General features: G+C 63.3%; 17 protein-coding genes, 1 pseudogene and 1 riboswitch. Of the genes and pseudogenes, 13 read left to right on the top strand and 5 right to left on the bottom strand.

Translation table 11 applies throughout. The features are described 5' to 3' along the window. The first annotated feature begins 168 nt into the window (after positions 1-168). The 10 genes from NKI39_RS04625 to NKI39_RS04580 all read left to right on the top strand — a co-directional run bounded on the left by NKI39_RS04625 (position 169) and on the right by NKI39_RS04580 (position 11,905). Positions 169-1,143, top strand: coding sequence for a sugar-binding transcriptional regulator (locus NKI39_RS04625; protein ID WP_023676028.1), 975 nt, complete (start codon positions 169-171; stop codon positions 1,141-1,143). A gap of 44 nt (positions 1,144-1,187) precedes the next feature. Beyond that, complete coding sequence (locus NKI39_RS04620) at positions 1,188-2,633, top strand: ABC transporter substrate-binding protein (RefSeq protein ID WP_352455241.1); 1,446 nt, start codon at positions 1,188-1,190, stop codon at positions 2,631-2,633. Positions 2,634-2,785: 152 nt separating this feature from the next. Further along, a complete protein-coding gene (locus NKI39_RS04615; RefSeq protein WP_352452414.1) occupies positions 2,786-3,709 on the top strand; it encodes a carbohydrate ABC transporter permease in 924 nt (307 codons plus the stop codon). A 9-nt stretch (positions 3,710-3,718) separates the two neighbouring features. Continuing rightward, positions 3,719-4,576, top strand: coding sequence for a carbohydrate ABC transporter permease (locus NKI39_RS04610; protein ID WP_023676025.1), 858 nt, complete (start codon positions 3,719-3,721; stop codon positions 4,574-4,576). 4 nt (positions 4,577-4,580) lie between these two features. Continuing rightward, complete coding sequence (locus NKI39_RS04605) at positions 4,581-5,699, top strand: ABC transporter ATP-binding protein (protein WP_352830838.1); 1,119 nt, start codon at positions 4,581-4,583, stop codon at positions 5,697-5,699. Beyond that, positions 5,696-6,820, top strand: coding sequence for an ABC transporter ATP-binding protein (locus NKI39_RS04600; RefSeq protein ID WP_352502997.1), 1,125 nt, complete (start codon positions 5,696-5,698; stop codon positions 6,818-6,820). The genes NKI39_RS04605 and NKI39_RS04600 overlap by 4 nt, the downstream gene beginning before the upstream one ends. Next, a complete protein-coding gene (locus NKI39_RS04595; RefSeq protein WP_352472265.1) occupies positions 6,820-8,382 on the top strand; it encodes an FGGY-family carbohydrate kinase in 1,563 nt (520 codons plus the stop codon). The genes NKI39_RS04600 and NKI39_RS04595 overlap by 1 nt, the downstream gene beginning before the upstream one ends. A gap of 7 nt (positions 8,383-8,389) precedes the next feature. Beyond that, positions 8,390-9,430 carry a 2-hydroxyacid dehydrogenase gene (locus tag NKI39_RS04590; RefSeq protein WP_352502998.1) on the top strand — a complete coding sequence of 347 codons (1,041 nt, stop codon included), beginning with the start codon at positions 8,390-8,392 and terminating at the stop codon, positions 9,428-9,430. A 19-nt stretch (positions 9,431-9,449) separates the two neighbouring features. After that, the gene (locus tag NKI39_RS04585; RefSeq protein WP_352542233.1) at positions 9,450-10,967 is read left to right on the top strand and encodes a glycerol-3-phosphate dehydrogenase; all 1,518 of its coding nucleotides are present in this window, start codon (positions 9,450-9,452) and stop codon (positions 10,965-10,967) included. Continuing rightward, a complete protein-coding gene (locus tag NKI39_RS04580; protein ID WP_352830938.1) occupies positions 10,967-11,905 on the top strand; it encodes a sugar phosphate isomerase/epimerase family protein in 939 nt (312 codons plus the stop codon). The genes NKI39_RS04585 and NKI39_RS04580 overlap by 1 nt, the downstream gene beginning before the upstream one ends. 47 nt (positions 11,906-11,952) lie before the next feature. On the opposite strand, the gene fba is transcribed toward NKI39_RS04580, so the two are convergent. Continuing rightward, a complete protein-coding gene (gene fba, locus NKI39_RS04575) occupies positions 11,953-13,017 on the bottom strand; it encodes a class II fructose-bisphosphate aldolase (RefSeq protein WP_352830836.1) in 1,065 nt (354 codons plus the stop codon). A 255-nt stretch (positions 13,018-13,272) separates the two neighbouring features. Here fba and NKI39_RS04570 point away from each other — a divergent pair, with 255 nt between their 5' ends. The 3 genes and pseudogenes from NKI39_RS04570 (at position 13,273) to derI (ending at position 15,276) form a co-directional block, all read left to right on the top strand. Next, entirely contained in the window at positions 13,273-14,037 is a 765-nt protein-coding gene (locus NKI39_RS04570) for a DeoR/GlpR family DNA-binding transcription regulator (RefSeq protein ID WP_023676017.1), read from the top strand. A 19-nt stretch (positions 14,038-14,056) separates the two neighbouring features. Beyond that, positions 14,057-14,806 (top strand): annotated as a pseudogene (locus tag NKI39_RS04565) (triose-phosphate isomerase); the annotation flags it as partial. Positions 14,807-14,832: 26 nt separating this feature from the next. Next, a complete protein-coding gene (derI, locus tag NKI39_RS04560; protein ID WP_023676015.1) occupies positions 14,833-15,276 on the top strand; it encodes a D-erythrulose-4-phosphate isomerase in 444 nt (147 codons plus the stop codon). Here derI and dhaL read toward each other — a convergent pair. The 4 genes from dhaL to NKI39_RS04540 form a co-directional block, all read right to left on the bottom strand. Further along, a complete protein-coding gene (gene dhaL / locus NKI39_RS04555) occupies positions 15,273-15,911 on the bottom strand; it encodes a dihydroxyacetone kinase subunit DhaL (RefSeq protein ID WP_352503002.1) in 639 nt (212 codons plus the stop codon). The two genes, derI and dhaL, sit on opposite strands and share 4 nt — an antisense overlap. 9 nt (positions 15,912-15,920) lie before the next feature. Next, a complete protein-coding gene (locus tag NKI39_RS04550) occupies positions 15,921-16,928 on the bottom strand; it encodes a dihydroxyacetone kinase subunit DhaK (RefSeq protein WP_352503003.1) in 1,008 nt (335 codons plus the stop codon). A 69-nt stretch (positions 16,929-16,997) separates the two neighbouring features. Next, positions 16,998-17,471 (bottom strand): 6,7-dimethyl-8-ribityllumazine synthase, encoded by a 474-nt coding sequence (locus tag NKI39_RS04545; RefSeq protein ID WP_352503004.1) that lies wholly within the window; start codon positions 17,469-17,471, stop codon positions 16,998-17,000. A gap of 77 nt (positions 17,472-17,548) precedes the next feature. Continuing rightward, a riboswitch (FMN riboswitch) is annotated at positions 17,549-17,695 on the bottom strand. A 116-nt stretch (positions 17,696-17,811) separates the two neighbouring features. After that, entirely contained in the window at positions 17,812-20,121 is a 2,310-nt protein-coding gene (locus tag NKI39_RS04540; protein WP_352503005.1) for a xanthine dehydrogenase family protein molybdopterin-binding subunit, read from the bottom strand. Between the last annotated feature and the right edge of the window lies 1 nt (position 20,122).

Here is a 20,122-nt window from a genome sequence, read left to right as displayed (position 1 = left end):
TTTTAAATGCGCATGGTCGGTGTTGTTTCTTGCCCGTTGGTTAGCGCGGCCCAATTCGGCCCCGGCCGGCAAGCTCCTGGCCGGAGATTTAAACGCAGCGGTTGCTTGACTCGGGCGACGCCTTGTGAAAAATTTTGCAGCAACTGATAAAAATATCAAAGGGCGAAAATGGTTGGTTTTGGCAACGGCCTGCTGCGCGACGATGAGACCGGGATGGCCGCCCGTGCCGCTTGGCTTCACTATGCCGGCGGCCTGACCCAGTCGGAGGTCGCCAAGCGGCTCGGCCTGACCAGTCTCAAGGCGCATCGCCTGATCACCAAGGCCAATCAGGAAGGCCTGGTCAAAGTCTACATCGACGGCGAAGTCTCAGAATGCGTGGAGCTTGAGGATGAGTTGTCCGGCCGGTACGGCCTCGACTACTGCGAGGTGGTTCCGGACTTCGATGCCGAAGACCTGCCGCTCAAGGCGCTCGGCATTGCCGGCGCGCAGTTTCTCAAGCGCGAGATCGAACGCGGCGAAGAGGCGCTGATCGGCGTCGGCCACGGCCGCACGCTTGCCGCCTGCGTGGAATATCTGCCGCGCATATCGGCCGGCAGGATCCGTTTCGTCTCGCTGCTTGGCGGCCTGACGCGCAAGTTCTCGGCCAACCCCCATGACGTCATCCACCGCGTCGCCGAACGCACCGGTGCGGAGGCCTATGTGATGCCCGTACCGATGTTCGCCAACACGGTCGAGGATCGAACAGTATTGCTCGGGCAGAAAGGCGTCAGCGATGTCTTCGACCTCGCCAAGTCCGCCGACTTGCTCATCGCCGGCATCGGCACCGCCGAACGTGAGGCCTCGCTTGTCGCCACCGGTATGATCGAGAAGGGCGAGATGGAGGAGATCCGCCGCAACGGCGGTGTCGGCGAACTGCTCGGCCATTTCTTCGACGATGCCGGAAAGGCCGTTGCGACGACGCTTTCCGACCGGGCGCTGGCACTGGCGCGCGAAGACATCAGCAACCGCAGGATTGTCGCCGTCGCCGGCGGCAAGGTGAAGGTTCGCGCCATCAAGTCAGTGCTGGAGGGCCGTTATCTCAAAGGCTTGATAACCGACGAGCGGACGGCGCGATCGCTCGTGGAACAGACGCCGGTCGGGTAGCCGGCAACCATTTCGTTGAAACTACCCTGTGGAGGAGAAGAGAAATGCATGAGAAAGAGAAAGACCTCATCGACGCATTCCTGCGTGGACAAGTCGACCGCCGTGGGCTGATCAAGGGCCTCGGTGCAATGGGCCTTGCCGCCAGCACCGCCGGCACACTGCTCAATTTCGGGCAGACCCGCGCCCTGGCGGCTGATTTCGACTGGCAGGCGCATAAGGGCAAAACCATCAAGCTGTTGCTCAACAAGCATCCTTACGCCGATGCGATGATCGCCAACCTCGACAATTTCAAGAAGCTGACCGGCATGGAAGTCGTCTATGACGTGTTCCCCGAAGACGTCTATTTCGACAAGGTTACCGCCGCGCTGTCGGCCAGCTCGCCCGAATACGATGCCTTCATGACCGGCGCCTACATGACCTGGACCTACGGTCCGGCCGGCTGGATCACCGACCTCAACGAATGGATCAAGGATCCGGCCAAGACCAACCCGAAATATGCCTGGGACGACTTCCTGCCCGGCGTCAAGAACTCCTGCGCCTGGAACGGCCAGCCGGGCGGCGCCCTCGGTTCGGCGGACGCCAAGCAATGGTGCATTCCGTGGGGCTTCGAGCAGAACAACATCACCTACAACAAGGGCATGTTCGACAAGGTCGGCGTCAGCGTTCCCGGCAATATGGATGAGATGGTCGCTACGGCGGCGAAGCTCACCAAGGACGTCGGCGGTGGCGTCTACGGCATCGGCGTGCGCGGCTCGCGCTCTTGGGCGACGATCCACCCGGGATTCCTGTCGGCTTACGCCAATTTCGACCAGAAGGACCTGAACGTCTCGGCTGACGGCAAGCTGTCGGCCGCGATGAGCACCGCCGAATCCAAGGCTTTCCACAAGCAGTGGGTCCAGATGATCCAGGAGAGCGGCCCGAAGGACTGGTCGACCTACACTTGGTACCAGGTCGGCACCGATCTCGGTGCAGGTGCTTCGGCGATGATTTACGACGCCGACATCCTTGGCTACTTCATGAATGGCGGCGACAACAAGATGGCCGGCAAGCTCGCCTTTTCGGCATTCAAGGCCAATCCTGCCGCCAAGGCGCCGACGCCCAATATCTGGATCTGGTCGCTGTCGATGTCCAACTTCTCCAAGGACAAGGACGCCACCTGGTACTTCATGCAATGGGCATCCGGACCCGAGCATGCATTGTTCGGTGCGACCAAGATGGACTTCGTCAATCCGGTTCGTCAGTCGGTCTGGAACGACGAGATGTTCCGCGAGAAGCTGAACAAGAGCTATCCGGGTTATGTCGAGATGTTCGACGTCTCGGCGCCGGGCGCCAGCATCAAGTTCACCCCGCAGCCGCTGTTCTTTGATCTCACCACCGAATGGGCGGCGACGCTGCAGAAGATGGTGGCCAAGGAAGTGCCGGTCGACGAGGGCCTCGACAAGCTGGCCGAGAGCATCAACAGCCAGCTCAAGGAAGCCGGGCTTGGCTAAGCCGCGGCCAAGGCTGGCCCGTCCGCGGGCCAGCCTTTGAGATGTGATACGTTTGCGACGCGGTCCCGAAAGGTGCCGCCTGCTCGCCCGACCGGCCGCCTTGCTCCCTTGGGCGGCCGGGACGGCGAAGCAACAGGATGACGGAGCAGCCGATGACTGCGGCGACAATACAAAGAAACAGGCCGTCGGGCTTCAGGATCAGCAAGCGGGTGCTGCCCTATCTCCTCAGCCTGCCGGCTCTGCTGGTCTGCATCGGCATCCTGATCCCGTTCCTGACGTCGGTGGTCTATTCGTTCCAGCGCTACCGGTTGAGCCAACCCTGGGCGCGGCAGTTCAACTGGGGCGACAACTATATCTCCTTCTTCACCGACCCGAAGTTCTGGAACACGCTGGAGATCTCGCTGCTCTACGCCGGCATCACCGTTGTGCTTGAACTGCTTCTCGGTCTCGGCATCGCCATGCTGCTGCAAAAGCGCTCGACGCTGAACAACTTCATCTCGATCATGCTGCTGATGCCGCTGATGACGGCGCCGGCGCTCGCCGCGCTGATGTGGAAGCTGATGACCAATCCCGGTTTCGGCGTGCTCAGCTATCTCGCCAGCCTGATCGGGTTGCAGGATTTCCGCTGGGCCTCGTCTCCGTCGACGGCGCTGCTCACCGTCGTGCTCGTCGACATTTGGGTCTACACGCCCTTCATCATGATCCTGCTGCTTGCAGGTCTGCGCAGCCTGCCGACGCAGCCCTTCGAGGCGGCAGCACTCGACGGCGTGCCACGCAGCTTCGTCTTCTTCCGCATCACACTGCCGATGCTGACCCCCTACATCCTGACGGCGACCCTGTTCCGCCTGCTTGATTCCATCCAGCAGTTCGACATCATTTACGCCATGACGCAGGGCGGTCCGGGCGACACACTGACCGTGTTCCAGGTCGAGGCGTATCTCAATTTCTTCCAGTCGACCAATGTCGGCCGCTCGGCGGCACTGATGATCATCCTGTGGGCGATCACCTATTTCCTCTCGAACATTTTCATCAAGAACTGGCTGCGGCTGCGCGAACGCGCCCGCGGCCAGGCATAGGAGGCTGGCGTGGAACACACCTCGCTTCTCGAACGCATCCTGCGCGGCATTGCCCTGGCGCTGGTCGTGATCTTCTTCATGTTCCCGATCGTCTGGATTCTGATGATGTCGTTCCAGACCAACGAGACAATCCTGCGGATTCCGCCGCAGCTTGTCTTCGAGCCGACGCTCGCCAACTACACTGCCTTGATCACCGGCAAGCTGATGACGGCGGCCGGCACGCTCGACATCGCCTTCATGCGCAACCTCTGGAATTCCGTCTTCCTGTCGGTCACCTCGGTTGCCGTCGCGTTGCTGCTCGGCGTTCCGGCGGCCTACGCCTTTGCGCGGCACAAATTCCGCGGCTCGGAGGACATTGCCTTTACGCTGCTGTCGTTCCGGTTTGCGCCGGCGCTGCTGGTGCTCCTGCCGCTCACCCTCTATTTCCAGAAGCTCGGGCTGGCCAACACCTATATCGGGCTGATCTGGGTCTATCAGTTGATCTGCCTGCCGTTGATCCTGTGGATCGTGCGCGGCTATTTCGAGGACATTCCCGCCGACATCGAATACGCCTACCGCATTGCCGGACATTCCTGGTTTGCCACCTTCCGCAAGATCGCGCTGCCGCTCGCCGGCCCAGGCATTGCCGCTGCCGGTCTGCTCGCGTTCATCTTTGCCTGGAACAATTTCGTTTTTGCGCTGGTGCTCGCCTCGGCCGACAAGCAGCCGGTGACGGTCGGCGCGCTCGCCTTCATCACCTCCTCGGGCATCCAGTATGGCCAGATCTCGGCGGCGATCGTGCTGTCGATCACGCCAACGCTGGCGCTCGCGCTCTATGCGCAACGCTATCTCGTCGAAGGCCTGTCGCTTGGCGCGGTGAAAGGATAGTCCGATGGCAAGCCTCGAACTGCGAAACATCGTCAAGCGCTATAAAAGCCAGACTGTTCTCGACAATCTGTCGCTGACCGTCGCCGACGGCGAAACGCTGGTCCTGTTCGGGCCGTCCGGCGCCGGCAAGACCGTGCTGCTGCGGCTGGTGGCCGGCGTGATCGACCCCGACGAGGGAAAGATACTCATCGGCGGCGAGGACATGACCGATCTCGACGCCGAGTTCCGCGGCGTCGGCATGGCATTTCAGAACTTCGCGCTGTTCCCGCATATGACGGCGTTCGATAACATTGCGACGCCGCTGCAGGCGAAGCACTCATCGCAAGGCACGATAAAGACCGGCGTCGAGAGCGTCGCCAAGCTGTTGAAAATCGGCCATGTGCTCAGCCACAAGCCGCGGGCGCTGTCCAATGGCCAGAAGCAACGCACCGCGCTTGCCCGCGCCCTGGTCGGCTCGCCGCCGCTGCTGCTGCTCGATGATCCCTTGCGCAACGTCGATGCCAAATTGCGCTTCGAAATGCGGCTGGAACTGCCAAGACTGCTGGCGGATCGTGGCGCGACCGTTATCTACGTCACCCAGGACTACAAGGAAGCGATGGCGCTCGGCGACCGCATCGCGGTGATGTCGCAGGGCGTCGTCAAACAGCTCGGCACGCCCGAGCAGATCTATCGCGAGCCGGCCAATGTCGAGATTGCCCGGCTGTTCGGCGACCCGACCATCAACCTTCTGGACGTCAAGCCGGCGCGGGACGCCAAGGGCATCTATGTCGGCCTGTCCAACGTCCAGGTCCATCTTGCCGGCGCTCATGAGGCGGCGGTCGCCCGCGACTGCGTGATCGGTTTGCGGCCGGAGGCGCTGGCGTTTGTCGATGAACGCACGCTCGGCGCCATCCCGGTGACGGTCGAGGCTGAGACGCCGCTCAACGAGAAGATCGTCACGCTGGTGCGCACCGTGCGCGGCCGTGAAATTCTGGTTTCGCGTCCTTCCGGGACACCGGGCCAATCCGAGGGCAAGGTCTACATTGCCGTCGACAGTAAAAGCGCCCTTTTGTTCGATCGCACAAGCGGCGAGCGCATCGGCTCGAAAAACGTCGTCAATTTGCGTAGCGGAGAAGCGGCATGAGCCCGACCGCAATCACCATTTCGGGCGTCGACAAGTTCTACGGTCCGATCGACCGTGGCGTACACGCCGTCAAGAACCTGACGATGGAAATCGTCAAGGGCGAGATCGTGGCGCTGCTCGGCTCGTCCGGCTGCGGCAAGACCTCGACATTGCGCATGATCGCAGGCTTCGAAGAGGTCTCGCGGGGTAGCATCTCGGTTGCCGGCCGCAAGGTGCACACGTTGCCGCCGGTCAGGCGCAACGTCGCAATGGCCTTCGAGGGCTATTCGCTCTACCCGCCGCTGACCGTGCGCGAGAACATGGCCTTCGCCCTCAAGGCCGCCAGGCTGGCGAAGAGTGCGGTCGATGCAAAGGTTGCCAACATCGCCAAGCTGCTCGAGATCGAGGACATTCTCGAGCGCTATCCGAGCTCGATCTCCGGCGGCCAGCAGCAGCGCGCCAGCCTCGGCCGGGCGCTGATCCGCGAGGCCGACCTGCATCTGCTGGACGAGCCGATGGGCCAGCTCGAGCCGCAGCTTCGCGCCGTGCTGCGCGGCCGCATCAAGCATTTCATCAAGGAGCGTGGCCTGACCGCGATCCTTGTCACCCACGACCAGACCGAGGCCAATGCTCTGGCCGATCGCATCGCTGTCATGGAGGGCGGCGTGCTGCAGCAGTTCGATACGCCTGACAGGCTCAAGGAGCGGCCGGCAAACCTGTTCACCGGCACCTTCGTTGGCGAGCCGCCGATGAATGTCTTCGAGGCCTATGTCGGCACAGCTGCCGGCAAGATCAGTCTCAAGCTGCCCGACGGGCTTTCGCTCGAATACGACAAGGATGCGTTCAGCGGCCCGGTTCGCGACGAATTGCTCAACCGGCAGCGCGTCGTCATCGGCGTCAGGCCCTATGCGGTCCGCCGCTCGAAAGATGGTGTGCCGGCGACGGTTTCGGCCAATCAATGGCTCGGCGACCAGACCCATATCGCCGCCGATTTCGCCGGCGGTTCGCTGGTCCTGGTCGAACATGACCGAACCCGCTTGGAGCTTGGCGCGCCGATCAAGATCAGCATCGATCCGAAAAACCTTCACGTCTTCGATCAGGCGAGCGGCAATGCCATTTCGCACGGCACGGAGCTGGCTTGATGCAGGATGTGCTGATCGGCATCGACGCCGGCACGTCTGTCATAAAATCCGTCGCCTTTGACACGGCGGGCAGGCAGATCGCGTCCGCCGCGCTGCCCAATAAATACGAGACACTGCCGGGCGGCGGCGCCGAGCAGGACCTGACACGCACCTGGGCCGATACCGCGACGACCTTGTGCGAGCTTGCCGACAAGGTGCCGGATCTCGCCAGCCGGACCATTGCCATCGCCGTGACCGGGCAGGGCGACGGTACCTGGCTGATCGACAAGGATGGCGAGCCGGTTGCCAAGGGCTGGCTGTGGCTCGACGCGCGCGCTGCCGCGGTCGTCGAGGAGATCCGCGCGCGGCCGGAGGACCGGCTGCGCTTCGAAAAGACCGGCAGCGGGCTCGCTGCCTGCCAGCAGGGATCGCAGTTCGTGTTCATGAAGCGCCACATGCCCGCGATGCTTGCCAATGCAGCGACCGCGTTCCACTGCAAGGACTGGCTCTATTTCAAGCTGACCGGCCACCGCGCCACCGACCCGTCCGAGGGCACCTTCACCTTCGGCGACTTCCGCACGCGCGGCTATTGCGATGATGTGCTCGAGGTACTCGGCGTCACCGATCTCCGGCATCTGTTGCCGCCCATCGTCGATGGCACCAGGCAAAGCACCTCGCTGTCGGCGGCAGCAGCCGATGCGACCGGCCTGCTCGCCGGCACACCGGTCGTTCTGGCCTATGTCGATGTCGCCTGCACGGCGCTCGGCGCCGGCCTGTTCGATCGCGAACGCAAGCCGGGATGCTCGATCATCGGCTCCACCGGAATGCATATGCGGCTTGCCGAAACGCCGGACCAGGTTCTGCTCAACGAGGCTGCAACCGGCTACACGATGACGATGCCGGCACCCGGCGTCTTTGCGCAGATGCAGTCGAACATGGCGGCAACGCTCAATATCGACTGGGTCCTTGGCCTCGCCTCCGGCATTCTCGCCTCGCAAGGTATTACGCGGACCAATGGCGAGATGATCGCGCTGGTCGACCAGTGGATATCGTCGTCCGAGCCAGGCGCGCTGCTCTACCAGCCCTATGTCTCGGAGGCCGGCGAGCGCGGGCCGTTCGTCGATGCCAATGCCAGGGCCGGCTTCATCGGCATTTCGTCCAGGCACGGCTATGCCGACATAGTCCGCGCGGTGTTCGAGGGGCTGGCTTTCGCGGCGCGCGATTGCTACGCCGCCATGGGGCCCCTGCCCAAGGAAATCCGCCTGACCGGCGGAGCGGCCAGGAGCCCGGCTCTGCGCAAGATCCTGGGTGCTGCGGTCGGCGCCGACATTCGCACCAGCGAGCGCGAGGAGGCCGGTGCTGCGGGCGCCGCAATGATTGCTGCGGTCTGCGTCGGCCAATACGCATCGATGGACGATTGCGTCAGCGAATGGGTCACGCCTTTGCTCCGTACGGCCGAACCCAGCGATCGGAAACTTGCCGCTGCCTATGAGGCGATGGCTCCGTCCTACACATTGGCGCATGAGGCGCTGCGGCCGGTCTGGCGCTCGATGGCCGCGTCCAGGCAAACCGACGTGAATTGAGAAGAGCATGCCCAAGAAAATTGCGATCATCGGCGACCGCTTCATGCTTCCGGAAGTGTTTCGCGAGAAAATCGAGGCGGCCTGCGGCGACAATCTCGACATCCGCAGCATTGAGACCGCTTGGCCCGACGAGCCGATGCAATTCGGCAATGCCGCGCTTGGTCTGGACAAGGTCAAGGAGTATTTCGGCGATCCCGACGAGGTGGTGGATTTCATCGGCGACGCCGAAATCTTCGTCACCCAGCTTGCGCCGCTCTCCGAAAGCATGATGCAGCGCCTGCCCACGCTCAAGCTGGTTGCGGTCTCGCGCGGCGGACCGATCAACATCGACATGGCCGCCGCCAAGGCCCACGGCATCACCGTGGTCAATGTGCCCGGCCGCAACGCCAGCGCCGTGGCCGAGTTCACCATCGGCGCCATTCTCGCTGAAACGCGGCTGATCCGCGTCGGTCACGAAGCCTTGCGCAAGGGCGAATGGCGCGGCGATCTCTACCGCGCCGATCGCACCGGCCGCGAGCTCAACGAAATGACCGTCGGCGTCATCGGCTACGGCAATATCGGCACCAGGCTGGTTCGCCTGCTGCGCGCCTTCGGCTGCCGCATCTTGGTTTGCGATCCCTATGTGCAATTGAGCGCCGAGGACCGCAATGCCGGCGTCGAACTGGTTGCGCTGGACGATCTGCTGTCGCGCTCCGATGTGGTCACGCTGCATTCCCGGGTCACCGAGGAGACGCGCGGCCTGATCGGCAAGAACGCCATCGCCCGGATGAAACCCGGCGTAATCTTCGTCAATACCGCGCGCGGACCGCTGGTCGACTACGATGCGCTCTACGATGCGCTCGTCTCGGGGCAGATCGGCAGCGCTATGCTGGAGACGTTCGCCATCGAGCCGGTGCCTGCCGACTGGCCGCTGTTGCAACTGCCGAACGTGACGCTGACGCCGCATATCGCCGGCGCGTCGGTACGCACCGTGACCTACGCGGCCGAGCAGGCGGCCCAGGAAGTGCGCCGCTACATCGCCGGGCTGCCTCCGGTCAATCCATGCTGACGACAGGGCATAGAGCGAGATGAACGGTGAAACCGAAATCGTCGACCTCTTCGTCATCGGCGGCGGTGTCAATGGCGCCGGAATCGCGCGCGATGCGGCGGGCCGGGGTCTGTCGGTCATTCTTTGCGAAAAGGACGATCTTGCCGAGGGCACCAGTTCGCGATCGGGAAAGCTCGTTCATGGCGGTTTGCGCTATCTCGAATATTACGAGTTCCGCCTGGTGCGGGAGGCGCTGATCGAGCGCGAGGTGCTGCTCGAATCCGCGCCGCACATCATCTGGCCGATGCGCTTCGTGCTGCCACACAGCCCCGATGATCGGCCGGCCTGGCTGGTGCGGCTCGGCCTGTTCCTCTACGACCATCTTGGCGGCCGCAAGCGACTGCCGGCCACCCGCACGCTCGACCTGCGCACCGCGCCAGAAGGCGCGCCGATCAAGGACAGCTTCAAGCGCGGCTTCGAATATTCCGACTGCTGGGTCGACGACGCCCGCCTGGTCGTCATCAATGCGCTCGACGCCGCGGAGCGTGGGGCCAGGATATTCACCCGCACTGCCTGCACCGCTGCCCGCCGCGAAAACGGCCTGTGGTCGGTGGAGATGCGCGACGGTCGAACCGGCGTCAGGACCACAGTCCGGGCACGGGCGCTGATCAACGCCGCCGGACCCTGGGTCAACGACGTCATCAACCGCGTCGGCGGCCAGAATTCCAGGCGCAACGTGCGCCTGGTCAAGGGCAGCCACATCGTTGTGCCGAAATTCTGGGAAGGGCGGCAGGCCTATCTCGTTCAGAACAGCGACAAGCGGGTGATCTTCATCAATCCCTATCAGGACGATCTGGCGCTGATCGGCACCACTGACATTCCCTATGAAGGGCGGCCGGAGGACGTGACCGCCGATGCGAGCGAGATCGATTACCTGATCAAGGCAGTCAATCGCTACTTCAAGCGCCAGCTCGCACGAAGCGACGTCGTCTACTCGTTTTCCGGCGTCAGGCCGCTCTATGACGACAATGCCGACAATCCGAGCGCGGTGACCCGCGATTACATATTCGAACTCGACGCACCGGCTGGGCAGGCGCCGCTGCTTTCGGTCTTCGGCGGCAAGATCACCACCTTCCGCAAATTGGCCGAGCACGCGCTCGACCGTATCGCCCCGTTCTTTCCGAAAATGGGCAAGCCGTGGACCTCGAAAGGGCACCTGCCGGGCGGCGATATCGCCAATGCCGATTTCGAGCAGTTCCTCGGCGACCTCGGCCATGAATTTCCCTGGATGCCGGCATCGCTGGTCAAGCATTACGGCAGGCTCTTCGGCACAAGGACGCGCGATCTGGTCGGCGCGGCCACCTCGCTCGCCGAACTGGGCCGGCGCTTCGGCAAGGATTTTTTCGAGCGCGAAGCCAATTACCTGTTCGAGCATGAATGGGCCGAGACCGCCGCCGATATTCTCGAAAGGCGCACCAAGCACGGCCTGCATCTGTCCGCCGCGGAAAGAACCGCCTTCGAGGACTGGTGCTCGAGCCGGCTGGCAAAGGCCGGCTGATGGCCTTTACGCTTTCGCTCAACACCAATCCGCTGGTCAACCGCTTTGCGGAGCCGGACGACCTGATCGACGCGATCGCCTATCAGATCGGTATCAGGGACGTCCAACTCACCCATGAATTCGTCAATCCCGGCTGGCCGGCGGCGACGATCGCCAAATTCGTCCGCCTGTTCCGCTCCGCGCTCGACCGCACCGGTGTGCGCGTGACCTCCGCGATGACCGGCCCTTACGGCCGGCTCAATCATTTCGGCCATCCCGATGCCGACGTGCGGCGCTACTACGTCGACTGGTTCAAGACCTTTTCAGAAGTTTCGGCCGAGCTCGGCGCCGCAGGCATGGGCACGCAATTCGCGATCTTCACTCGCCGGGATTACGACAATCCTGAACGTCGCGCGCGGCTTTTCGACATCGCGCTGGAATGCTGGCGCGAGGTCGCCGAGCATGCCAAAGCAGCCGGCTTGACCTACCTGTTCTGGGAGCCGATGTCGGTCGGCCGCGAATTCGGCCATACGATCGAAAGCTGCCGGGCACTGCAGCGCGAGATCGAAGCGGCCGGCATGGCCGTCCCGCTCAAGATGATGGTCGACATCGACCATGGCGACGTGACCTCGAGCAATCCGGCGGACACCGACCCTTATGCCTGGGCCGAAGCCTTTCCCAGGCAATCGCCGATCATCCACGTCAAGCAGTCGTCGATGAACAAGGGTGGTCACTGGCCGTTCATTGCCGCTCATAACAAGGACGGCCGCATCACGCCGGAAAAGCTGCTGGAGACGGTTCGCCGTGGCGGCGGCGTCGACAACGAGATCTGCCTCGAATTGTCGTTCCGCGAGCGCGAGCCCGTCGACCACCAGGTCATCGCCATGATCCGCGAGTCGGTCGACTACTGGGCACCCTTTATCGAGACCGGCCGGGCCGATCTCTTGCCGCGAGCATGATCGGATGAGCAGGAGCTGAGGCAGCTCCTGCTCAGAGCCGGAATACGTCAGCCAAATTTCGGATCGAGGCTTCCGGACTTGTAGCGCTTGGCCATTTCCGACAGCGGCAGCGGCTTGATCTTCGGTGCGTTGCCGGCGGTGCCGAATTGCTCGAAGCGCTCCTTGCACAGCTTCCGCATCGCGGCCATTGCCGGCGTCAGATATTTGCGCGGATCGAATTCGCTCGGGTTCTCGGTCAGCACCTTGCGGATTGCGCCGGTCAGCGCCATGCGGTTGTCGGTATCGATATTGATCTTGCGCACCCCGTGCTTGATGCCGCGCTGGATCTCTTCGACCGGCACGCCCCATGTCGGCTTCATCTGGCCGCCATATTTGTTGATGATCTCCTGCAACTCCTCCGGCACCGAGGACGAGCCGTGCATGACGAGATGCATACTCGGCAGACGGCGGTGGATTTCCTCGATGACGTTCATGGCCAGTACAGCGCCGTCCGGCTTGCGGCTGAACTTGTAGGCGCCGTGGCTGGTGCCCATGGCGACTGCCAGCGCATCGACACGGGTGTCGCCGACGAACTGTTCGGCCTGCACGGGATCGGTCAGCAGCTGGTCGTGGCTGATGACGCCCTCGACGCCATGGCCGTCCTCCTGCTCGCCGCCGCCCATCTCCAGCGATCCGAGAACGCCGATCTCGCCTTCCACCGAGACGCCGCCCCAATGCGCCATGTCGACGACGCGGTGGGTGATGCCGGAATTATAGGCGTAGTCGGCCGGCGTCTTGCCGTCTTCCTTCAGCGATCCGTCCATCATCACCGAAGTGAAGCCGTGCTGGATCGCGGTGACGCAGGTCGCTTCGTTGTTGCCATGGTCGAGATGCATGCAGACCGGGATATCGGGATGGATTTCGACCAGCGCTTCGATCAGCTTGGCCAGCACCACATCATTGGCGTAGGCTCGTGCGCCGCGGCTCGCCTGCAGGATAACCGGCGATTTGGTCTCCTCGGCTGCCTCCATGATGGCGAGGCCCTGTTCCATATTGTTCATGTTGAAGGCAGGCACGCCATAGCCGTATTCGGCGGCATGATCGAGCAATTGTCTCAGTGTGATGCGAGCCACTCAGTAGTCTCCCGTATCCGGTTTCGAGCCAGTGTTTGCGGGCCGTTCGGTTGTCGACGAGCCCCTGATGCTTCTGGCCGGATTTCCGCGGCACCGCAACCGCTGGGCGCTCGGCCGGCAGCAATTCTTGTTACAGGACGCGACCAGAAGCGTCATGATATCCCAAAGAGATATAACATTATCACAAAAATTTGGTGGCTTGTGCGACGTTTGCTGTTATATCTCGGAACCGGATTGCACAAGGATGCCGCGGAAATGAAGAGCGACGGCCGCCGGCAAGGCATCATGGATTTTCTGATGGACATCGGCACCGCCAGTGTCGACGATCTTGCCTCACGCTTCGGCGTGTCAAAGATGACTGTCCACCGCGACCTCGACGAGCTCGAGGAAAGCGGCTTCCTGCGCAAGGTGCGCGGCGGCGCCTCGATCCAGCCGAGCAGCCTTTTCGAGAGCGATTTCCGCTACCGCCAGCGGCTGGCCGGCGACGAGAAGAAGCGCATCGCCGCCGCTGCCGTGACGATGATCGAACCGGGTCAGACGGTGATCATCGACGATGGCTCAACCGCGGGCGGCGTTGCTCGGCATCTTGCCGATCTGCGTCCGCTGACGGTGATCTCGAACAATCTGGCCGTCATCCAGGATTTGGCGGGCGTTGCCGGCATCAACCTGATTGCGCTCGGCGGCCAATACAACAAGAAGTTTCACGGCTTCTTCGGCCTGCTCGCCGAGGACACGCTGAAATCATTGCGCGCCGATGTCGCGTTCCTGTCGTCATCGGCCATCCATGGTGCCTCTGCCTTTCACCAGGATCAGGAAGTGGTCCAGACCAAACGGCTGATGATGGCCGCAGCAGCGCGCAAATATCTGCTGGTCGATCATGGGAAATTCGGCCGCACTGCCTTGCACTTCCTGACAGATCTCAAGGCCTTTGACACGGTCTTCACCGGCCGCGAGCCGCAGCCGCAGATGCGCGCCGCGCTGGATGGTGCCGGCGTTTCGCTGACAGTGATCGCAGAATAGGAGGGCACGTACGGTTTATTGGGTCGGCACCAGCTGGAAAATGAACAAGACGCTCGCCGAGGCGATGGCTTTCGCCGAGGCGCTGGCGGAGTTCGTCCCCGGTTTCGACGAGCGCATCCAGCCTTTCGTCATCCCGCCCTTCACGGCGATCCGCGAGGTCAAGAAAGCGCTGTCGCCGACGCGCATCAAGGTCGGCGCGCAGAACATGCATTGGGCCGACGCCGGCGCCTGGACCGGCGAGATCTCGCCGGTCATGCTGAAAGACTGCGGCCTCGACATGGTCGAGCTCGGCCACAGCGAACGGCGCGAGCATTTCGGCGAGACCGACAACGCCGTCGGTCTGAAGACTGCGGCGGCGGTGAAGCATGGTCTCGTGCCACTCATCTGCGTCGGCGAGACCCTGGCTCAACGCGACAGCGGGCAGGCCGCTGCGGTGCTGGCCTTGCAGGTGCACGGCGCGCTGCAGTTTCTCGAAGGCGCGGCGAAGGCGGCGACGATCCTGTTTGCCTATGAGCCCGTCTGGGCGATCGGCGACAAGGGCGTGCCGGCCAGTTCGGACTATGCCGACAGGCAGCAGGCGCTAATCAAGAAAATCGCACGCGACCTGCTGCCGGTGGTGCCGCCGGTGCTTTATGGCGGCAGCGTCAATCCGCAAAATGCCGCCGAACTGGTCGGCCAGCCCAACATCGACGGCTTGTTCATCGGCCGCTCGGCCTGGCAGGCGGACGGCTATATCGACATCCTCAAGCGCGCCTCGGCGGCGATCTGAATCACCAAACAGGAAGGAAACGGAACATGAAAATTGCCATTGGAGCTGATAGCGCCGGTAAGCCGCTGCTCGACGTCATTGCCGCTCACCTCGCTACCAAGCCCGGCCTCACGGTTAGCGACCTCAGCCAGTCGGGCTACTATGCCGACCTGTCACAGAAGCTCGCCCAGACCATCCTGGACGGCGAAAACGATCGCGGCATCCTGTTTTGCGGCACCGGCATCGGCGTATCCATATCCGCCAACAAGGTGCCCGGCATTCGCGCCGCACTCACCCACGACACCTATTCGGCCGAGCGCGCGGCAAAATCCAACAACGCCCAGATCATCACCATGGGCGCCCGCGTCATCGGCCCGGAACTGGCCAAGTCGATCGTCGATGCATGGCTTGCATCGGAATTCGATGAGAAGGGACCGTCGGCCGGCAATGTCCAGGCGATCGACAGGCTCGACGCGGCGAAGCGGGGCTAAGCCAGACTGTTCCACATCGCTCTGATAATCGTCACGGCCGATGCGGCGCCGGGGTCCATATGCCCGAGCGAGCGCTCGCCGAGCCGCGATGAGCGGCCCTTGGCGGCGATCATGCCCTTGGTCGCCTCGGCACCTCGTTCGGCCGCTGCAAGTGCAGCCTCCAGGCTCTCGGACAGGCTCTTGCCGGCTTCCTGCGCGGCACCCGCTGCTTGCGCAGCCGGCAGCCAGGCGTCGACCATGGTCTTTTCGCCGAGCTCGGCCTTGCCGCGATCCTGGATGCCTTGCGCCATCGCCCGGAGCATGGCGATGGTGTCAGCGTCCTCCAGAATTGCCTTGCCTTTGACGGCGGCGGCACCGCGCATGAAGGCGGTCGCATAGAGCGGGCCTGACGAGGCGCCGACCGCGTTGAGGAAGGATTTCGCCGCAGTGTTGAGCAGCGCCGTCGGCTCGGTCGCCGCGAGGTCGAGTTGCGCTAGTGCATCGCGCGCAGCTGTGAAGCCTAGTGCCATGGCGATGCCATGGTCGGCGTCGCCGATGACGCCGTCGAGTTGGCTGAGCCTGTCCTTGTCGGCGTCGATCGCCGCCGCGATCTCATCGAACATTCTTTTCAAGCCGACTGAATCGATCGAGGTCATGATGCTTTCTCAGCCGGCGCGGAACATGGCGCCGTCGCAAGGATGGTCGAGCATCGCCTGCAACTCGCCGTCGAGATGCATCAGCGTCACCGAGGCGCCGGCCATTTCGAGCGAGGTGCAGTAATTGCCGACCCAGGTCGCGTGGACGGAAATACCGACGTCATCCAGCCTCTGCTTGACGCGTCGGTTCATGATGTAGAGCTCCATCAACGGCGTTGAGCCGAGCGAATTGACCAGAACGGCGACCTTATCGCCGCGCGCCGGCGCCATCTCGTCGAGGACCTTGTCCAGCATTTCGTCGGTGATCTCGTCGGCCGTTTTCAACTTTCCGCGCGCGATGCCTGGCTCGCCATGGATGCCCATGCCAATCTCCATCTCGTCCGGTCCGATCTCGAAATTGGGCCGGCGGGTCTGCGGCAGCGAGCAGGGCGACAGCGCCACGCCCATGGTGAAGGTGTGATCGTTGGCCTTCCTGGCGATACGCTCGCATTCATCGAATGACAGCATCTGGTCGCATGCGGCACCGGCGGCCTTGAAGATGAAGAAATTGCCGGCGACGCCGCGCCGCTTCTGCCTCTGGTCGCGCGGCGCCGAGGCGACATCGTCGGTGGTCAGCACGGTGCGCACCTCGATGTCGTCCATTGCCGCCATTTCGGCGGCCATGTCGAAGTTCATCACGTCGCCGGCATAGTTGCCGTACATGAACAGCACGCCGGCGCCACCGCTGGCCGCCTTGGCGCATTCGAGGATCGGGTCCGGCGGCGGCGAGGCGAAGACATTGCCGATCGCGGCGGCGTCGGCCAGCCCCTTGCCGACGAAGCCGAGGAAGGTCGGCTCGTGGCCCGAGCCGCCACCGATGACGAGACCGACCTTGCCTGGGCGCGGTCCGTCGCGGGCGATAATGGCGCGCGGACTGCCGTCCGCGCTTCTGAGATGGCGCGGATGCGCGGCCAGGATGCCCTCCAGCATCTCGTCGACGGAGCGGTTACCGTCATTGATGATCTTCTTGGTCTGCACCGGCATCCTCCCTGGTTTTCGTGAGATACTACAGCGCCTTACCGGGATTTCCACCCGGCGGTGGAGGTTTCACGCCGCGATGTGTTCGCGTGCCGCCAGCAGTTGCACGCAGGCACTGGCCGCCTCTTTGCCTTTGACCCTGAAATGCTCGAAGAAGAAGCGGTGATGGTCCGCGCTGTCATGGTAGTTGTGTGGCGTCAGCACCGCCGAAAGCACCGGCACGCCAGTCGACAATTGCACATTCATCATACCGTCGATGACCACGCTTGCAACAAACTCGTGCCGGTAGATGCCGCCATTGACGACGAACGCGGCGCCGAGGATAGCGGCATAGCGGCCGGTCACGGCAAGCGTCTTTGCATGCAGGGGAATCTCATAAGCGCCAGGCACATCGAAGACATCGACGGCAAAGCGTTTCTCTCCGAGAACCGCCAGTTCCGCCTCGAATGCTTCAACGCATTGGTCGACGATATCGGCATGCCAACGCGCGCGAATGACGGCAACGCGGATCGCTTCATAGTCGTTGTGGGAATGCTGATTCATGGGTCCATCCTTCCGTTTCGAACCAGAATCAGGACGCACGATACGGAGTCCGAACCGCGAAAGCGGACCGTCTTCCATTTCGTTCTCTTCCATCCGGACTGTGACCGTCGGCTCCGGAATCACACCGGATCTGCTGACCTCTCCGGCTAACCGGAAAGCGCTCGCGGGCTTGGGCCGAGACCCTTACCGCCGGTGGGGACTTTCACCCCGCCCTGAGAACATTGACGGCGTTTGTATGGAAGGGTCGGAAAGCGCTGTCAACCACCGGCGTCGTCGTCGATGGCGCAGAAATAGCGATCCGTTTCGACCTGGTCACCGTTGAGGGCGAGGGAGGAGAGCGTCAAATAGCGATCACAGGTAAGGCAGGCAGCACCTTGTCCAAGGTGATGGGAAATTCACGCACTCGCACGCCGGCCGCGTTGTAAACGGCGTTGGCGACAGCAGCCCCCGCACCGCACACGCCGAGCTCGCCGAGACCCTTTGCGCCAAGCGGGTTGGCCTTGTCGTCGTCTTCCTCGAGGAAGGCGACCTCCATATCGGGGACATCGCCATTGACCGGCACATGATACTCGGCAAGATCGTGATTGACGAAGTGGCCGTAGCGCGGGTCGAGCACCGTCTGCTCCATCAGCGCTGCACCGATCCCCCAGGTCATGCCGCCGATGATTTGCGAGCGCGCGGTCTTGGCGTTGAGGATACGGCCCGCGCCGATCACAGCCAGCATCCGGCGCATGCGGATTTCACCGGTATCGCAATCGACAGCGACCTCTGCGAAATGCGCGCCATAGGAATGCTGCGAATAGGTCTTGTATGACTGGGTGGTGGCGCCCGCGGCTACGGAGCCTTCGGCTTCGAGTCCATCGGGAGAGATCCCTCGGATAAGATCGGTCAGGCTCGCCGATCGCTGGCCGACCCTGACCTCGCCGTCGGCAAAGCTTGCCTCGGTGGCGTTCGCGCCGCGCAACGGCGAGGCTTCGTTCGACTGCGCCGCCTCCAGGATCCGTTCCTTGAGGACGTTGCACGCATTATACAAGGCCGAACCCGCGCTTGCTGCGCCCCAGGACCCGCCGGAGCCGGCGGTACGCGGGAAGCGGCTGTCACCGAGCTCCACCTTGACGGACGAGATCGGCAGGCCGAGGCTCTCGGCGGCAATCTGGGTCAGGATCGTATAGGTGCCGGTCCCAATATCGGTCATGTCGAGCCGCGCCGTCACCCGACCGTCCCGGTCGATCGCAACCCGCGCCGTCGCCGCGCCGATATAGTTCGGACGGATCGCCGCCGCCATGCCGTGGCCGATAAGCTTGCGGCCCTCCCGAGTTCGGCCCGGTGTCGGGTTTCTCCGCTCCCAGCCGAAACGGCGGGCGCCTTCCTCCATGCAGGCGACGAGATTGCGGGTGGAGAACGGCACGCCGCGCTCGGGATCCTGTGCCGGTTCGTTGCGGATCCTGAGTTCGATCGGGTCCAGACCGGCGCGCTCGGCGAGCTCATCCATGGCGCATTCGAAAGCCAGCATGCCGGGCGCTTCGCCGGGCGAGCGCATCCATTCGCCGCGGTTGATGTCCAGCGGAACCAGGCGATGGCGGGTGAGACGGTTCGGCGCCGCGTAGAGCGAGCGCGCAAAAACTGCCGTTTGTTCGCAGTACTCCTCGAAGCTGGACGTTGCCGACCAGACATCGTGTGCGATCCCGGTGAGCCGCCCGTCAGTGTCCGCGCCGAGACGTACCTGTTGGACCATCTCCGCGCGATGACCGGCATTGGCGAACATCTGTTGTCGCGTCAGCGCGATCTTCACGGGGCGCTGCAGCACCTGCGCTGCAAGTGCGGCCAGGATCGTGTCGGCATGGGCAATCAGCTTGGAGCCGAAGCCTCCGCCGATGAAGGGACTGACGATGCGCACTCGCTCGAGCGGGATGCGAAGCGTGCTGGCGACCCCGGCCCGGAAGTTCGCGAGGGTCTGCGCCGATGTACGGATCGTCAGCTCGTTGCCTGACCAGGCAGCAAGCGTCGCATGCGGCTCCATCGGATTGTGATGTTCGAAGGGGGTCCCGTAAGTGGAATCGATCTTGATCGGCGCCGTCGCAAAGGCGCGCTCGAAGTCGCCGACCACGCTGTCGGTCTCGAAGCCGGCATTGGTCCGCTTTGGCGCGTAGGCGTCGGCGATATGTCCCGGTAGATCGTAGAGGCCCGGCTCCTCGTCGTAACGTACTCTGATGAGGCCCGCAGCAGCGCGCGCCGCCTCGAACGTCTCCGCAACGACCAGCGCGACCGGCTCGTCGTAATACCGTACCTGATCGCTGTTGAGCGCGGGCCGGGGGCGCGTGAAGACCTCCGGCACCGTTGGCGTGACCGTTGGGCCGAAATCCGGCTGGGCCGGCGCATTGCGGTGCGTCATGACGAGCAGCACTGCCGGCGCCCGTTCGGCTTCGGTCGTGTCGATCTCGGCGATGCGGCCCTTGGCGACGGAGGCGCCGAGAATGTAGCCATAGGCTGTACCATCCAGCTCATTCTCGTAAGCGTATGTGGCGCCGCCCGTCACTTTGAGCGGACCGTCGATGCGGTCGATCGGCCGCCCGATGATGCCAGCATCGGCACGAGGTTTCACCCTTGAATGGGTGGCGGAGCCGGGCAGTCCGGGTATGGTCTCGTTCATA

Origin of the sequence: Mesorhizobium sp. M0664 (genome assembly GCF_040320565.1) — a bacterium.
Classification (GTDB): domain Bacteria; phylum Pseudomonadota; class Alphaproteobacteria; order Rhizobiales; family Rhizobiaceae; genus Mesorhizobium.
The sequence above is the reverse complement of the archived record's forward strand: the minus strand, read 5'-3'. Positions and strand labels throughout refer to the sequence as shown.

Coding starts and splice junctions, on each gene's coding strand:
- NKI39_RS04585 (WP_352542233.1), top strand. CDS start 9,450: ATGAACGGTGAAACCGAAATCGTCGACCTCTTCGTCATCGGCGGCGGT.
- NKI39_RS04590 (WP_352502998.1), top strand. CDS start 8,390: ATGCCCAAGAAAATTGCGATCATCGGCGACCGCTTCATGCTTCCGGAA.
- dhaL (WP_352503002.1), bottom strand. CDS start 15,911: ATGACCTCGATCGATTCAGTCGGCTTGAAAAGAATGTTCGATGAGATC.
- NKI39_RS04580 (WP_352830938.1), top strand. CDS start 10,967: ATGGCCTTTACGCTTTCGCTCAACACCAATCCGCTGGTCAACCGCTTT.
- NKI39_RS04545 (WP_352503004.1), bottom strand. CDS start 17,471: ATGAATCAGCATTCCCACAACGACTATGAAGCGATCCGCGTTGCCGTC.
- NKI39_RS04625 (WP_023676028.1), top strand. CDS start 169: ATGGTTGGTTTTGGCAACGGCCTGCTGCGCGACGATGAGACCGGGATG.
- NKI39_RS04570 (WP_023676017.1), top strand. CDS start 13,273: ATGAAGAGCGACGGCCGCCGGCAAGGCATCATGGATTTTCTGATGGAC.
- NKI39_RS04620 (WP_352455241.1), top strand. CDS start 1,188: ATGCATGAGAAAGAGAAAGACCTCATCGACGCATTCCTGCGTGGACAA.
- NKI39_RS04595 (WP_352472265.1), top strand. CDS start 6,820: ATGCAGGATGTGCTGATCGGCATCGACGCCGGCACGTCTGTCATAAAA.
- NKI39_RS04600 (WP_352502997.1), top strand. CDS start 5,696: ATGAGCCCGACCGCAATCACCATTTCGGGCGTCGACAAGTTCTACGGT.
- NKI39_RS04615 (WP_352452414.1), top strand. CDS start 2,786: ATGACTGCGGCGACAATACAAAGAAACAGGCCGTCGGGCTTCAGGATC.
- NKI39_RS04605 (WP_352830838.1), top strand. CDS start 4,581: ATGGCAAGCCTCGAACTGCGAAACATCGTCAAGCGCTATAAAAGCCAG.
- NKI39_RS04540 (WP_352503005.1), bottom strand. CDS start 20,121: ATGAACGAGACCATACCCGGACTGCCCGGCTCCGCCACCCATTCAAGG.
- derI (WP_023676015.1), top strand. CDS start 14,833: ATGAAAATTGCCATTGGAGCTGATAGCGCCGGTAAGCCGCTGCTCGAC.